The 15,085-nt window shown below is 41.4% G+C and carries 14 protein-coding genes; 11 read left to right on the forward strand and 3 right to left on the reverse strand.

Going from position 1 to position 15,085, the window contains the following annotated elements; genetic code table 11:
• Window positions 1–118 precede the first annotated feature (118 nt).
• The gene (locus tag AB4128_RS01175; protein WP_055022766.1) at window positions 119–724 is read left to right on the forward strand and encodes a short chain dehydrogenase; all 606 of its coding nucleotides are present in this window, start codon (window positions 119–121) and stop codon (window positions 722–724) included.
• A gap of 306 nt (window positions 725–1,030) precedes the next feature.
• Window positions 1,031–1,951 carry a manganese-dependent inorganic pyrophosphatase gene (locus AB4128_RS01180; RefSeq protein ID WP_055022767.1) on the forward strand — a complete coding sequence of 307 codons (921 nt, stop codon included), beginning with the start codon at window positions 1,031–1,033 and terminating at the stop codon, window positions 1,949–1,951.
• 108 nt (window positions 1,952–2,059) lie between these two features.
• Here the strand turns inward: AB4128_RS01180 and AB4128_RS01185 are convergent, their stop codons facing one another.
• Complete coding sequence (locus AB4128_RS01185; protein ID WP_055022768.1) at window positions 2,060–2,380, reverse strand: hypothetical protein; 321 nt, start codon at window positions 2,378–2,380, stop codon at window positions 2,060–2,062.
• Window positions 2,381–2,498: 118 nt separating this feature from the next.
• Between AB4128_RS01185 and AB4128_RS01190 the strand changes: the two genes are divergently transcribed.
• Window positions 2,499–2,846, forward strand: coding sequence for a DUF4156 domain-containing protein (locus tag AB4128_RS01190; RefSeq protein WP_372036406.1), 348 nt, complete (start codon window positions 2,499–2,501; stop codon window positions 2,844–2,846).
• A 63-nt stretch (window positions 2,847–2,909) separates the two neighbouring features.
• On the opposite strand, the gene AB4128_RS01195 is transcribed toward AB4128_RS01190, so the two are convergent.
• Window positions 2,910–4,184, reverse strand: coding sequence for a glycerophosphodiester phosphodiesterase family protein (locus tag AB4128_RS01195; protein WP_372036604.1), 1,275 nt, complete (start codon window positions 4,182–4,184; stop codon window positions 2,910–2,912).
• Window positions 4,185–4,434: 250 nt separating this feature from the next.
• Here AB4128_RS01195 and AB4128_RS01200 point away from each other — a divergent pair, with 250 nt between their 5' ends.
• Window positions 4,435–5,451 carry an aldo/keto reductase gene (locus tag AB4128_RS01200; RefSeq protein ID WP_372036408.1) on the forward strand — a complete coding sequence of 339 codons (1,017 nt, stop codon included), beginning with the start codon at window positions 4,435–4,437 and terminating at the stop codon, window positions 5,449–5,451.
• An 8-nt stretch (window positions 5,452–5,459) separates the two neighbouring features.
• Entirely contained in the window at window positions 5,460–6,059 is a 600-nt protein-coding gene (locus tag AB4128_RS01205) for a protein tyrosine phosphatase family protein (RefSeq protein WP_372036410.1), read from the forward strand.
• A 34-nt stretch (window positions 6,060–6,093) separates the two neighbouring features.
• Here AB4128_RS01205 and AB4128_RS01210 read toward each other — a convergent pair whose 3' ends face one another.
• A complete protein-coding gene (locus AB4128_RS01210) occupies window positions 6,094–6,870 on the reverse strand; it encodes a TetR/AcrR family transcriptional regulator (RefSeq protein ID WP_372036412.1) in 777 nt (258 codons plus the stop codon).
• A gap of 323 nt (window positions 6,871–7,193) precedes the next feature.
• Here AB4128_RS01210 and AB4128_RS01215 point away from each other — a divergent pair, with 323 nt between their 5' ends.
• The 6 genes from AB4128_RS01215 to AB4128_RS01240 all read left to right on the forward strand — a co-directional run bounded on the left by AB4128_RS01215 (window position 7,194) and on the right by AB4128_RS01240 (window position 14,933).
• A complete protein-coding gene (locus AB4128_RS01215; protein ID WP_372036413.1) occupies window positions 7,194–8,705 on the forward strand; it encodes a flavocytochrome c in 1,512 nt (503 codons plus the stop codon).
• 11 nt (window positions 8,706–8,716) lie between these two features.
• Entirely contained in the window at window positions 8,717–9,085 is a 369-nt protein-coding gene (locus AB4128_RS01220) for a cytochrome c3 family protein (protein WP_055022773.1), read from the forward strand.
• A 42-nt stretch (window positions 9,086–9,127) separates the two neighbouring features.
• Window positions 9,128–10,258 carry a hypothetical protein gene (locus AB4128_RS01225; protein WP_119967721.1) on the forward strand — a complete coding sequence of 377 codons (1,131 nt, stop codon included), beginning with the start codon at window positions 9,128–9,130 and terminating at the stop codon, window positions 10,256–10,258.
• 170 nt (window positions 10,259–10,428) lie between these two features.
• Complete coding sequence (locus AB4128_RS01230) at window positions 10,429–11,508, forward strand: hypothetical protein (RefSeq protein WP_372036416.1); 1,080 nt, start codon at window positions 10,429–10,431, stop codon at window positions 11,506–11,508.
• A 266-nt stretch (window positions 11,509–11,774) separates the two neighbouring features.
• Complete coding sequence (locus AB4128_RS01235) at window positions 11,775–12,515, forward strand: cupin domain-containing protein (RefSeq protein ID WP_065109738.1); 741 nt, start codon at window positions 11,775–11,777, stop codon at window positions 12,513–12,515.
• 483 nt (window positions 12,516–12,998) lie between these two features.
• A complete protein-coding gene (locus tag AB4128_RS01240; RefSeq protein ID WP_055022958.1) occupies window positions 12,999–14,933 on the forward strand; it encodes a radical SAM protein in 1,935 nt (644 codons plus the stop codon).
• Window positions 14,934–15,085: the final 152 nt, after the last annotated feature.

Below are 15,085 nucleotides of genomic sequence, written 5' to 3' on the forward strand. Positions count from 1 at the left end.
AGCATAAATTATATCGACCAATTTTTCTTGTATCACTTACAAATAATGATTGTTTCTGTTTGTTTTATTAATCAACTAAAGTACTTCCAACAAATTAACTCAATCAATGGTAAGTAAAATGAAAACAGTAATATTAATTGGTGCGCTAGGCAAAATGGGACAAGCAGCTTTAACAGGCTTGGGAAATCATAAAGTGATTACAGCAGGCCGTTCTGGCAATGTTGACCATATTGTTGATATCACTGATGAACAATCAATCAAGAGTTTATATGAAGCAGTCGGCCACTTTGATGCTGTCGTGAATACGGTAGGTTTATGTGAATATGCAAGCTTTACTGATATGACAGAAGCCCAATGGATGACTACTGTTATGAGCAAAATGATGGGACAAATTAACCTTGTTCGCATTGGACAAAAATACATTGCTGATGGTGGTTCATTTACCCTAATTAGTGGGATTTTAAATGTAAAACCTATCCCATATGCGATTGCAGATGCAACAACTAGCGGCGCTATCGACACCTTCGTAAAATGTGTTGCATTTGAGATGCCAAGAAACACACGCATTAACGTGGTCAACCCTACTGTACTTAAAGAAGCATGGGATGTTTACGGCGAAATGATGCCAGGTTTTGAGCCTGTACCAAGTAAGTTAGTCGGCAAGGCATTTGAGCGCTCAGTTGATGGATTTATTACAGGCGAAGTTATATTTGTCGATGCTTAATTTGCCAAATTAACACTGACTCTAGGGCGCTCATCATTGAGATATAGCTGGTGTTTATTCGCCAGCGATACCTAAACCTTCTAAATATCATGCACAACTCTTATCTACGGTCTCAAGATGTTCAATGTTGGCCAATCACAAGAGCCTAATTACTGACTCATCACTCAATCGAATTCCGTTTAATATCTGCCCAAATACCGTGTTCACCTTCAAATATCTCCCAAGGTGTATACTTCCAGCTTTTTAGTTATTGGTCACTTGGTTATTTCTTGTTAAAATCGCTGCAAATTTATAGGAGCGTTTCAAATGGCAATGTATGTAGTGGGTCACAAGATCCCAGATTCAGATTCAATCTGCGGTGCAATCGCACTAGCTTACTTAAAAAATCAAATCGATGAGCCTGCAATTGCAGCCCGTCTTGGTGAGCTTTCACCTGAAACGGCTTACATCCTTGATAGATTTGGCTTTGAAGCGCCAGAGTTCAAAGAAAGCTATGCAGGTGAAGAAGTTTACATCGTTGATCACTCTGAGCTTACCCAAGCACCAGATGATATCGCCGAAGCGACCATTGTCGGTATTGTTGATCATCACAAATTAGGTGACTTAACCACATCAACACCGCTTGAATGTTGGATCCGCCCAGTGGGCTGTTCAAACACGGTCATCAAGATGATGTATGACTTCTATCAAGTTGAGATTCCAGCCAATATCGCTGGCATCATGATGTGCGCAATTTTAAGCGACACTGTTATCTTTAAATCACCAACTTGCACCACGGCAGACATCCGCTGTGTTGAAGCATTAGCGGAAATCGCGGGCATTGAAGATTACAAAGCTGTGGGCATGGAAATGTTCAAAGTGAAATCAGCAGTCGATGGTACTCCAGCGCGCGACCTTGTTATGCGTGACTTTAAAGACTTCAACATGAACGGTAATCTTGTTGGTATTGGCCAATTAGAAGTCATCGATTTATCAGTATTTGATGATATCAAAGCCGAGTTAGAAGCCGATATTGCTGCACTTAAAGCTGAAGGCAACCGTCATAGCGTATTACTACTGCTAACCGATATCATGAAAGAAGGCTCTGAAATGTTAGTCGTGTCAGATGACACTAGCATTGTTGAAAAAGCTTACGGTAAAACTTTAGCAGACAACAAAGTTTGGTTAGATGGCGTACTAAGCCGTAAAAAGCAAGTTGTACCGCCGTTACAAGATGCATTTGCTTAATTGATATGATGCCTTAAGCAGGTAAAACAAAAAAGCTGAATCCTAGATTCAGCTTTTTTATTGCCTATTTCGCAATGAATTCAATCGCAAACAATACAGTCCACTTTTCTACTTAGGCAATAACAAGTTTATCCAGGCTTCTGAGTCTGCCACCATGAATTTGTAATGTTTATCATTGTTAAGCTCTATTTTAATGGCATCAGCAGTCACGGGTAATACACCGCCACCAGTGCCCCAGCACTTTTCAACTTTATGAATGTCGGCTAAGTCGATTTCGTAAGGGCCCATTTCAAAAATCTTATTCGACGCTTCGAAACACAAACGTGTTGCAGTCAGTGATAGCTGGCCATCACCGCTAAAAGCACCACTTTGCACTGTCGCAAATGTGGATTTGATAATTGTTTCATGACCAAAATCTATCGCGCTCATTTGCCACTCCATATTATTTAGCTATTATCACCACTAAACCAACTTGAATAATTTAATCAGTGCGTTAACGTTATAAGTATAGCTTCCTCCAGCTGAACAGCCATTGAATGAGAAAATAATGAAATATATCCCGTCGTTTAGCTATACAAAATCGCTATTACTGGTAATGATTATCGGACTAACAGGCTGTATAACGACCCCAACCCCTCAAACTGAAGCTATTGCGATTTTATGGTCTGAACAAGGGGATATGGACGTTTGCGAATTAAAAGGAACCTTAGTGGGATCCCAAGGCCATTGGTATGATTACTTATTTATTTCAAATAAAGATCTCACCCAAGGTGCGCTTAATCAGTTACGAAATGAAGCCATCACACTCGGTGCGAATACTGTTTATCTATATAAGCCAAAAGCATTTGCCACATCAGTGACTTTTGTAGCAAATGCTTATGACTGTCCTAATTAGTTTTCGTTAACAAATACAGACCTTACTAAGCCCTAATTTAGCCGCTATGGTTAAGCGTCATATTTACAGCTCCATGCAGTTAGCATAGTAAGTCACTGTCGCAGGCCAATCAGAGAACACACCAATCACACCAACGTCTTTGGCTAACACGTCCAGTAGTTCAAATGCATCGCCTTCATTATCAATCGCATCCGTGATTGACTGATAATACCAACCACCAGCACCGTCAGATAACACGCCTGAACGCTCAAGTGTCCAAGTGATGATATCTAATCCAGCAGCTTTAGCGGCTAATGCATAGGCAGATGGCACAATGTTATTGTCAGCATCTAATGACACCAAAACCCATAATGGCGGAGCAACAATCTTGACTCCATCATTAGCAAGCTCATCCATAGTCGGTGACCAAGTCATGTTATTTTGCGGGTCAAAATCAGCAAGGTCATAGCGATCATCAAGATATACTGCTTGATCGGCAAAATCTGGCGTATTCGCAATCCAATATTTCACATCTTCAAGGTTAAATGATTGCGGATACACTAATGCAGGGCTAACTCCAGCGGCAACGTACTCATCTAGCATTTTTTGAGCATAATCTTGCTGGCTAAAACCATCAAACGGCATGGTTACACTTGCAGATTTAAGTTCAGGCGTCATCTGCACGCCTGCTGTTTTAAATAGCTCAATGCTTTCTGCATGAGTCATTAATGTGCCATGGTACGAGTATAAGTCTGTTCGCCAATTCGCAGTGCCATCCATAAACGCTTCCACTGTTGTTGCTGCTGGATTGGCACCATCCATTTTCCCTTTTAAGGTTTTAAACTCCGCCAAGGTAATATCACTGGTACAACATTGGGCTGTTGCCATCACACCATTTACCAGATCGGCAGGACTGAAAGGAACGGAGCATTTTGCGGCCAGTTCTGGAATCGCTAAGATATTAGTTGTAGTGGCTAAATCACATTGCGAATGACGACAGACTAGCTCTTTATCTTGTGTAAAAGTGACATCACATTCTACGATACCAGCGCCAGAATCAATTGCCGCTTGATATGACTCTTTAGTATGTTCAGGAAATTGCATCGCAGCGCCGCGATGACCGATAGAAAAATCATGACGATACATGGTTTTATTCGAGCATTGAGCAAGCTGTGTTTTTAAATCGCTGTCTTGCATTTGTCCGACTAGATATGACGGCCTAGGTCCAACGCTGACGACAATGGGTTCCGCTATGACTTGCTGTTCGTCTGTAGCAGACGTATTCGTATCATTATCATCATTACAACCTGTTATAAGTAGCAGGCTTATCAACAAACTTGTTAGCACATGCAAGTGCATCCCTTCCTTAATCATTTTTAGCTCCATCTTCTGACAACTTAATATCGATATGAATGACAAACTCAGTCGATGACTGAATCAACAATCGCTTAAGCTAAAGATGAAGTGTGACCATAAAATCAATGAAATATGACAATATTAGTTTTTATCAATATAAACATTTTTGTTTAAGGTGACGTTTTAGACTAACTGTAATAATGTATTAGCTTAAAAATAATACTGCTGCTCCATTTCATTTGTAGGAAGAGAAATGATTACTCACGAACCTAACCCACTCTACGTTGCTGCGCCAGAGCGCTATAGCAAGATGACATACTCAGCTTGTGGTCGTAGCGGTATCCGCTTGCCACAATTGTCGTTAGGGTTATGGCAAAACTTCGGCGCTAATGACTCACAAAGTAACGCCCGTCATATGCTTAATACTGCATTTGATCATGGTATAACTCACTTTGATCTTGCCAATAACTATGGCCCTCATTATGGTGCTGCCGAGTCATGTTTTGGCAGCATTTACCAACAAGATTTTAAGCATTATCGTGATGAATTATTAATATCGAGTAAAGCAGGATATGACATGTGGCCAGGGCCATATGGTGTAGGAGGATCTCGTAAGTATTTAATTTCCAGCTGTGATCAAAGCCTTAAACGCACAGGATTAGATTACTTTGACATCTTTTATCACCACTGTATGGATCCTGACACCCCCTTAGAAGAAACCATGCAAGCGCTTGACTATATCGTCCGTTCAGGGCGTGCTTTGTATGTGGGGATATCTAACTACCAACCCCAACAAACTCAACAAGCAATTGAGATATTAAGGCAACTTGGCACGCCATTATTAATCCACCAGCCTCGATATAACCTGTTTGATCGTTGGATTGAAAATGGTCTGACTGACGTACTTAAAAGTGAAGGCGTCGGTTCAATCGTATTCTCACCATTAGCTCAGGGCGTATTAACCAATAAGTATTTAAATGGGATCCCTAAAAACTCAAGAGCAGCACTTGAGCATCAAGTTTACTTGGCAGATAAAGACCTTACACCGGCTAAATTATCCAAAGTATCGGCATTAAATACATTGGCAGAAAATCGTCAGCAATCGTTAGCCCAAATGGCCATAGCTTGGACCTTACATAATGATGCGGTAACAAGCTGTCTTATTGGCGCGAGTCGTCCAGCACAAATTGTTGACTCGGTAAATGCACTCAACAACCTCCATTTTACCCCACAAGAAATCACCACCATCAACCACATCCTAAAGGAATAGGAATCACTATGTATCAGTTTATATCGCAAGCTACACTCAACAAATTAGGAGTTAATGCCTTAAAAATGACAACGCTAATAGCTATGGTTTCGCTGGCATTAATTAATCCCGTTGCGGCTGAGATAGATCCAACCCAGCTAGATGATATTAAAGCAATTAAAATTAATAATACGCAAGTTATCACTGCCGGATTACCTAAGGCTGAGGAATTTGAAACCTTGCAACAAGCGGGAGTAGAAGTTGTCATCAATTTGATCCCTAAGAATAATCCCAATTATTTAGCGCAAGAATCTCAATTGGTCACAGATCTAGGAATGAAGTACGAAAATATTGAAGTAGACTGGCAACAGCCCACCATCGAGGATGTTGAACAATTCTTTACGGTGATGGACAGTCATAACGATAAATCTATTTTAGTGCACTGTGCAGCAAATTACCGCGCATCAGCATTCTATTACTTGTATCTTGCCACACAAGGTATCGATGTATCAGGGCAAGTGTTAGACGACACCCTATCTCCTTGGGGAGACTTACAACAAAGCTTTGTCAAATACCCTCAGTGGCAACAACTGATTGAAGATGTAAAACACAAGTACAGCCCACAATAACCCGTACTCGAACACAAAGTGGCTAGATGTAGTATTAACAGCCGTTACAGCCACTTTGTTTTGCATTCAATGACATCGATAATGCTTTACATGAACTGCAACTAAGATGCTTTTTAAAATTTGCTTCAAAAAAATCTGCCGTGCGAGTTTCAAGACAAGTAAATAGCTCATGATTCAGTGGCGTTTTCCATTGATATTGCGCCATTAATCTCGATAAATGTCGATAACAGGTTGTGGATTGATCGGACAGAAACTCAGGTGAAATCAGTTTACTTTCAAATTGTGTCAATGACCCCGTCAAATAAAATGCAATGCCTTGAACCAACTCTTTGGCTTGCAAAGGAGTAGCAACTAACTCGCCATTATCAATCGCCAGTTGAACCGCATCAGCCATCCATTGCCAAAATGAATTAATCCGTTGTTTAAACAATTTAACCTTTTCATCACTGGCCAGTTTCCAAATCATCGCATTAACCGACACAGAGCGTAAGGTAAAAAAGCTGCGGCTTCTTTTAATGGTCTCGAAGGTAAATAATATCGGCATGAGCAATCTTTCTTGCCCCGTCAGTTCTGGGTTCTTCTGTACAAATAATGGCATATAATTGGATGTTGCACTGCGCAAAAACAAGCACACTAATACATCTTCTTTACGCTCAAATAACTTATACAGTGTCCCTGTTGAGCAGCCTACGTCCTTAGCAATTTGTGAAAACTTAAATGACACTATACCTTGAGATTCGATCAATAATTCTGCGACATCTAAAATTTGATCACATCGTAATTGAGTCAAGGTTTCTGAAGGACATTTCATAATAAATACCTAATATTTGAATATCGCAATTATCATCTTTACTACACTTTATAGGTATAAACTCAGTAGATAATCGGGATTCACTTCACGCTGATGGGCCGGTTTTATTAGGCTTTGTGATTCAGTTCATAACTTAACTGACTTTTGATATCTCCCTCTAAAGTTCGCCCGCTAAATAGGGCTGATAAGCCAGCAGCTCATGAACAATGTTCTTGAGCCAGTTCACGAATAATATTGCCCCCCCAAAAAAAGCGTGATGCCATTCAAATTTGGCCTAGTTCAATTTGTTTATCTTAATCGCATCTAAATGCGAGGAAAGATAAATGCACAACAGACGTAACTTTTTGAAATTAAGTGCAGGCGCAGCAATCGGCAGCCTGACAGCAGCGATGCCAGCAAGTGCACAGCAACGCCAATGCAATGAAATTAACTGGGATGAGTCAGTAGATGTACTCGTCGTCGGCTCTGGTTTTGCTGGTCTATCAGCAGCGATTAATGCAAAAAGACAACAAGTCGGCAGCGTACTTGTACTCGAAAAAATGCAAGTTATTGGTGGTAACTCAGCCATTAATGGTGGCTGGTTAGCAATTCCTAAAAACCCAATCCAATTAGCACAAGGCATTAACGATGACTCACCAGAAGAGTTAGTCAACGACCAAATCATCTCAGGTCGCGGCATGCAAAACGTTGAAATGCTAAAAGTGATCGCCGATCGTGCTCTTGATTCTTACGATTTATGTATCGAAACGGGCGTTAAATTCCGTGAAGGATTTAATATCCAAGTGGGCGGACATAACAAAGCCCGTGCGATTAGAACCCAGCATGGTACAGGCGGTGATATCACCACTAAGTTGTTTGAGGCAGGTAAAAAAGAAGGCGTTGAATACCGCTTACAACACTACATCGAAGATTTCATTATGGACGATCAAGAAATTGTAGGCGTTAAGGTAAGAAAAAATTATCGCTTCCCAGATCTCAATACTGGAACAACAATCTATATCAAAGCCAACAAAGCCGTTATTCTCGCGCACGGTGGATTTGCCCAAAACATGAAACTGCGTGAAGCAGTCGATCCTTCACTTGATCCAACACTCGATTGTACTAATGCCCATGGCGCGACAGGCGAAGTCACGTTAACCGCTATGGCCAATGGTGCGCTACCCGTGCATATGAATCTTATTCAAACAGGTCATTGGGGTTCTCCTGATGAGGGGGGGTTCGGCTGGTCAAATGCCCTGTTGTCGATTGGTTGGCATCAAGGCGCAGCAATCAGTGTGCTAAATGGTAAACGCTTTATGGACGAGCGTGCTGACCGTAAAACGTGTTCAGAAGCCATTATGAAAAATCGTTATGCAGACAACAGTCCAGCCTACCCGATTGTATTGTTTAACTACGAAAACTACGCCGAAGATGACCGTGTAGTGCGTTCACTACGCGACAAAATGGCATGGAAACTCGACACACTTGATGACGTTGCTAAGCAATTTAATATTCCTGCAGCGGAATTGAAAAAGACAATAAAAGAATACAACCAGCATGTTACTGACAGAAAAGATCCTTTGTTTAACCGCAAAATGGATACCGCTGAAGTACTGACTGGTCCATTTGTTGTCTCACGAATTTGGCCAAAAGTGCATTACTGCATGGGCGGATTAAAAACAGATTTAGGTGGCCGCGTGATAGATGGCCGCACTATGGAACCTATCAGAAAAATGTATGCCATCGGTGAAGCCACTGGCGGTATTCATGGTGAAGCCCGCTTGAGCTCAACGTCATGTCTTGAGTGCTTAGCGATGGGCATCATCGTTTCTGAAACCATTAAATCTGATCTGTAGGCTGAATCACCATGAAAAAATTATTATTACTCGCTTTTGTATCGTCAGCGTTTTTAGCCACCGCCCATGCGGGAGAGCTTTATACCGTCAAAGGGAAAACCCAAGGCAGAGTGAACCATGAAATGTTGTACCAAGATGGCTGTAATACCTGTCATCAAGGTTCACCAAAAGCGAATACCACAGATGCGGCCTGTGTGGATTGCCACGGCACTGTTGAAACAATTGAAATTGATGAGTCAATTTTGGCAGTACCTGAAGCGCATCCGCATAAATCTTTACATTACAACGAAGGGGCAAGCTGTTTAGCCTGCCATAGCGAGCACACTAAAAAAGCACCGATTTGTGCTGATTGTCATCGCACTTGGTTTGAAGAAATGTAAATAAAAAATATAAAAAATTTACGTATATAAAGGGAAATGAGAATGAAAAAAACCGCCAAGTTTATGTTGTCGATGGTGGCCACAGCAGTAGCAATGTCTTCTGTAAATGTCATGGCTGAAGAGCAAGAAGACGGTATTAACATCGGAGGTGCTGTGCGCGTTAATTACGCTTACAGAGACTACGATGAATCAAATAAAGACAAGTTAGGTGAACTTGATTTTGATATGGCTGCAATTAAGTTTGATGGTAAAAAAGGGGATTGGGGCTTAGCCGCTGAATACCGTTTTACATCAGGTAGCAACTACATCAAATACGGTTACGGCTTTTATGATATTGACCCAAATTGGCAACTGCAGTTTGGTATCAACAAAGTGCCTTTTGGTAACCCAGAGTTTATCTCTAACAGCTGGTGGTTTGGCCTACCATACTACCTAGGTTTTGAAGACAACCATGATGTGGGTATTAAAGCGTCTTACGACAATAATGGCTGGAATACTGATATCGCGTTCTACAAAAACCCAGTTTATAGCGCAACTGAAAACAAACGTTATTCAGCTTCGTTATTCAGTGGCGAAATTAATGGCACTGAATACCATAACGAAGAAACTAACGGTTTTAACTTCAGACAAACCTATACCGCAGAGTACGAAGGTGGTTCGACAACATTTGGCGGTTCAGCTCAATATGGTCAAATCTATAACAGTGAAACAGGCAACATGGGCGACCGTTATGCTGTAGCACTGCATTTAGACAGCACCTATAAAGGATGGAACCTACAGTTACAAGCCATGCAATACGAGTATGACGCTGCCGATTCGGCTGATGACAATAAAATCGGTATCGCAGTGGTTAGCTGGCAATACGAAATTGCCTCAAAAGGCCAAGCATACAGCGCTAACATAGCTAAAACTTTCGCCACTGACTTTGGTAGCGTGAAGTGTTACAACGACTTCGGTTTAATGACCCCTGACGTTGCTGACGACAGCTATGACAACAGCATGCAAAACGTGACAGGTTGTGCTATCGCAGCTGGAGCCACCTACACTATGGTTGACTTCATCTTAGGTAAAAACATGACCTTCTCAACGGCAAATAATGACCATGTTGGTTTACCAGAAATCGGAGATGACTGGGACAAACGTATCAACATTAACTTTGGTTATTACTTCTAAGTCATGACTTCTGGCCATTAACGCCAGCGTAACGACAATATACTGAGTATCAGCAAAACACTTTCATACTCCCACGTTTTGCTGGTGCTCTTTCTATTAACCAACCGTTTTGAGTGACCACTTGTTGTCATCACTTTTTACTGGGCTCATTTCGTTCCAACACGCTAACTATGAATAAACGGATTATTGTCACACCTTTGTGTGCCTGTTTAGCTTTTTGCGCACCATTTTCAGAGGCAATGGAAGTTGAACTGGGTGGTTTTCTTAAAATGAATGCACGCCATGTTAACGGTGATATTGCGTTCCAAGACAGCTGGACCGGAGGCGGCTCGGTATCTGAATCAACTCAACGCACACAATTTAGCGCCCAAGAAAGTCGCTTAAACCTTGGCGTGTCGTCTAATGATGTTCGTGGCTTTATTGAGATTGACTTCGTAGGCTCATCTCAAGGTAATGCCATTATCTCTAACTCATACAGCCCGAGATTAAGGCATGCTTTTATTGAATACCAAGATGTCGTTGCAGGACAAACTTGGTCGACACTAGTCAATACGACAGCTTTTGCAGAAACCGCAGATCTTGGTGGCCCACTCGTTGGTCAAGCCATGGTGCGCCAGGCTTTAGTACGTTATACCTTTAATAATTGGCAGTTTGCACTTGAAAACCCTTATACCTATGGCACTAATCCAGGTTCATCGCTTAATGAACAGCCAGACTGGATTGACACTCGCAATGATTATGTACCTGATTTTATTGTGCGTTATAACACGAAAGGCGATTGGGGTAATGTTTCAGCCTCTGGTGTTATTCGCTACTTAGACCCAGATCAGACCCAGCAAGTCAGCACTGGAATGTCAGTTGCAGGCAAACTGCGTACATTCGGCAAAAACGATTTACGTATTCAATTGCACTATGGCAACTTAGGCCGCTATGTGGGTACCGATGCTGCAAAAGACATAATCGAAGGCGAATTAGAAACCACCTTGTCAGCCATGGCAGCTTATCGTCACTTTTGGGATCACAACTGGCGCACTAGCCTGTTTATCGGTCATACCGCTACCGAAGTACAACGCAGCAGACGGACCCATGTGGGCGTGAATTTATTCACTAACCTAACACCCGAACTCAGTGTCGGTGTCGAGGTGGGCCAATATGCCATCAATGACAAAGCTAGGTTAGAAAGCACTGAGCTTGTTGAAAACGGTCAATCGCAATACTTGCAGCTCAGTATGCAATTTTCTTTTCAATAATGATTAAGTCTTGCTGCAATTAACAAAATAATAAAAGCATTAACGTGTGTTTTTATTATTTGTAAACATAAAACCCAATTAAATAGATTATTTGAAGATATTCTCAATTAATAAAAAATCGCGATAGCTGTCACGAATAAAATTGTCACTGAAAAAGGTACGTGATCTATTTCACCTTTAATTTACCTTTTTGTATTTATAGTAAAAACATATTAATAAAAAACGAATTTAACATTCAAATATCACAGTTCTAAATAGGATTAACAATGAAATTAAAGATGATTTTTGGTATTGCTGCGCTAGCATCAACAGCTGCTGTTGCACAAGGTCCTCAATGTAACCATGCACAGCTCCCTTACCAACAAATGACACCAGTCCCATTTGACAGCAGTGTGCATGCACCACAAGACACGATGCCAGTGCAATGTAGTAACCCAGAAATTGAAGCATACATTGCCGATTGGGAAGCGGGTAAAATTGACTTTAATACTATTCAAGCAAATGACAGCATCGCTAAAGATCAACGTTTTTGTAAAACATTGGATGATGAAGGTAACGTACTTGAAGCAAAAAACTGCGACGTAGCGAACTCTCCAGTGGGTTACATCTGGAAAGATCTAGCAGACTCGCCAATGGTTATTGGTATTACTAATGGTGGTAAATCTGATCATGAGCCTCACTTCCACGGACAACCTGAATGTTACTACGTGGTCAACGGCGGCAGTAAAACATTAGCTCAAAATACGTTCCAACCATTAAAGAAAGGACAGTACTTTTATATTCCGGGTAATGCCATCCATAACACTCCAATCCTTGATGATGAAGGGCTTGGTGTATTCTACTGGTACCCAAACAATGCTAACTTTAATGGTTTCAAATATTACTGGCGTCGTGATGTGAAAAACCTTCACGCTGCAGAGGAAGCATTTGATCGTGTTGATGAAATTCGTAAGCGCGATCTTAACTTAGGCCCATATGGCACTAACGAAGCATTCTTTAAAAAATAATTAAATCGTCAATATAAAATAGGCCAGCTTATATATCCTAAGTTGGTCTATTATTTATATTTGGCCGTTACATTCTCTTATATAAAACTCGTTCAACAACTTGTCCCCAAAATAATATCTCACAGTCTTAAAACCAAGCGCCTTAAATATAAATTCAACAAGGATTAACTTTACCCCTTGTTATTAAATAAAAGCATTCAGCTCTAAAATTCAAGTCGCTGTAATCACTATTAATAATATACTCACTAGCAATTGGTTATATCAGCTAATCCATTTTTTTAATCAGTAAACTCCCATTGACTCGCCACCACTTTCATCTTGAAGTAGAACCCCTTTAGCGCATTTGCTAGAATCCCTCGATTATTGATGGCAACTGTATCGGCTGCCTGACTTTGCGGCTATGTATAACTCAAAAGCTTACTAAGGGCTAGTGTTATGACTATGCTAGAAAAGCAGCAAAGTTTTATTATTCAAAGGCAGGCTATGACCGTACTTCTAATGACCCCACCCATGACTCAGCTAAATACGCCTTATCCAGCGACGGCCTATTTAACCGGGTTCCTTCGCTCTCAGGGCTATGAAGCGGTGCAACGAGATCCTGCCATTGAGCTGTTTTTAGAAATGATGACCGCCCCTGCGCTGGAAATTATTCGTCAACATGTAGAAGCAAATTTCGAGCATTTTGAAGACGATGAACTCCCACCTGCAGTACATGCATTTTTAGCAGAATTTGAACGTTATCATCAGTGTGTTGAAGCTGCGATCCGTTTTTTACAAGGCAAAGATCCTAGTTTAGCGCTACGGATCAACTCACGACGATTTTTACCTGAAGGCCCAGCTTTTGATGCCATTGCGCAGATGGAAGCCGTTTCTGGCGATGTTCTCCAAGCAGCCTTCGGTAACTTAGGCGTACAAGATAAAGCCAAGTATTTAGCCACGTTATTTATAAATGATCTTTCCAATGTCATTACTCAAGGGGTTGATCCTTACTTTGAAGTCAGCCGCTATGGCGAGCAACTTGCTGCAGCGAATCCAAGCTTTGATAACCTCTACGACACCTTAATGGATGAGCCCACTTTCAGCTCAGAGATTCTAGAACAACTGGTTGAGCATTATCTTGAAGATACTCAGCCAAGTGTGGTTGCATTAACGGTGCCTTTTCCAGGCAATATGCTTGGCGCACTGCGTATTGCGCAAACCTGTAAAGCCATTAACCCTGAGTTACCAGTCGTACTTGGTGGCGGCTTTATTAATACAGAGCTACGTGCTCTGAAAGATCCTCGTGTATTTGAATTTGTAGATTTTATTTGTCTTGATGATGGCGAGCGCCCTTTTCTGACCTTACTTGAATATTTTCAAGGTCAGCGAGAAGTCGACGATTTAGTCCGAACGTATTTTCTCGCAGAAGATGAGCATGGTCATCCGTATGTGCATTTTAACGAAAATACTGCCTTGCACGATATTCCACAAGTCGATGTGGGCGCGCCAATTTATGATGGCCTCCCCTTAGATGAATACTTGTCATTGTGCGAAATGCTTAATCCGATGCACCGAATTTGGAGTGATGGACGTTGGAACAAGTTAACCATTGCCCACGGTTGCTACTGGCGTAAATGTAGTTTTTGCGATGTTAGTCTCGACTACATCGATCGCTACGATACTGCAGGCGCTGATATTTTAGTGGATCGCATCGAACAGTTAATTGAAGAAACAGGCCAAACAGGATTTCACTTTGTTGATGAAGCCCTGCCACCAAAAACCTTATTTGCATTTGCCAAACGCCTTATTGAGCGAAATGTAGTGATCAGTTGGTGGGGTAATATTCGTTTTGAAAGAACCTTTAGCCAAGCTCGCTGCCAATTACTTGCCGACTCTGGTTGTATTGCTGTGAGCGGCGGCTTAGAGGTAGCATCAGACAGACTACTAAAACTCATGAAGAAAGGTGTCAGTGTTGAACGAGTTGCACAAGTCACGAAAGCATTTAGCGATGCAGGCATTATGGTGCACGCCTATCTCATGTATGGCTTTCCTACACAAACCGAACAAGAAACCGTTGATTCGCTCGAAATGGTTCGTCAAATGATGGCTCAAGGTTGTTTTCAATCGGCGTACTGGCATCGTTTTGTCGCAACAGTCCACAGCCCTATAGGTATGAACCCAGACCAATTTGGAATTACATTGGCCGAACGGCCTGAAATTTTGTTTGCCGAAAATGATGTCGAGTTTACAGACCCAACCAATACCGATCATGAAATGCTAGGTGAAGGCTTACGAAAGGCTATTTACAACTACATGCATGGTATTGGTTTTGATCAGCCAATGAGTTTTTGGTTTGATCAACCTGTGGCAAAAACTCAAATGAAAAAAGATTTAATATCAAAGGCTATCAGTAACTTTATTGACAGCAACCAAGCTTAACTGCTGCTAAAGCGCAGTTAATTTACCAAAGCTAACAATAAAAATGGCCACTTTCTTGTTCCAGAAGAAAGTGGCCTCGCGCATTGATAAAAGTAAAAGGATGAAGTAATACCGTTAACAATTGCACTGGTCTTACATTTGTCTTAAATAAA

The sequence above is a fragment of the Shewanella sp. 10N.286.52.A9 genome (assembly GCF_041468985.1).
GTDB classification, from domain to species: Bacteria; Pseudomonadota; Gammaproteobacteria; order Enterobacterales; family Shewanellaceae; genus Shewanella; species Shewanella japonica.

Bases quoted from the DNA above. Each gene is read 5' to 3' on its own strand.
- AB4128_RS01215 (WP_372036413.1), top strand. From the start codon at position 7,194: ATGCACAACAGACGTAACTTTTTGAAATTAAGTGCAGGCGCAGCAATC.
- AB4128_RS01190 (WP_372036406.1), top strand. From the start codon at position 2,499: ATGAAATATATCCCGTCGTTTAGCTATACAAAATCGCTATTACTGGTA.
- AB4128_RS01200 (WP_372036408.1), top strand. From the start codon at position 4,435: ATGATTACTCACGAACCTAACCCACTCTACGTTGCTGCGCCAGAGCGC.
- AB4128_RS01235 (WP_065109738.1), top strand. From the start codon at position 11,775: ATGAAATTAAAGATGATTTTTGGTATTGCTGCGCTAGCATCAACAGCT.
- AB4128_RS01185 (WP_055022768.1), bottom strand. From the start codon at position 2,380: ATGAGCGCGATAGATTTTGGTCATGAAACAATTATCAAATCCACATTT.
- AB4128_RS01230 (WP_372036416.1), top strand. From the start codon at position 10,429: ATGAATAAACGGATTATTGTCACACCTTTGTGTGCCTGTTTAGCTTTT.
- AB4128_RS01210 (WP_372036412.1), bottom strand. From the start codon at position 6,870: ATGAAATGTCCTTCAGAAACCTTGACTCAATTACGATGTGATCAAATT.
- AB4128_RS01205 (WP_372036410.1), top strand. From the start codon at position 5,460: ATGTATCAGTTTATATCGCAAGCTACACTCAACAAATTAGGAGTTAAT.
- AB4128_RS01225 (WP_119967721.1), top strand. From the start codon at position 9,128: ATGAAAAAAACCGCCAAGTTTATGTTGTCGATGGTGGCCACAGCAGTA.
- AB4128_RS01180 (WP_055022767.1), top strand. From the start codon at position 1,031: ATGGCAATGTATGTAGTGGGTCACAAGATCCCAGATTCAGATTCAATC.
- AB4128_RS01175 (WP_055022766.1), top strand. From the start codon at position 119: ATGAAAACAGTAATATTAATTGGTGCGCTAGGCAAAATGGGACAAGCA.
- AB4128_RS01195 (WP_372036604.1), bottom strand. From the start codon at position 4,184: ATGCACTTGCATGTGCTAACAAGTTTGTTGATAAGCCTGCTACTTATA.
- AB4128_RS01220 (WP_055022773.1), top strand. From the start codon at position 8,717: ATGAAAAAATTATTATTACTCGCTTTTGTATCGTCAGCGTTTTTAGCC.
- AB4128_RS01240 (WP_055022958.1), top strand. From the start codon at position 12,999: ATGACCGTACTTCTAATGACCCCACCCATGACTCAGCTAAATACGCCT.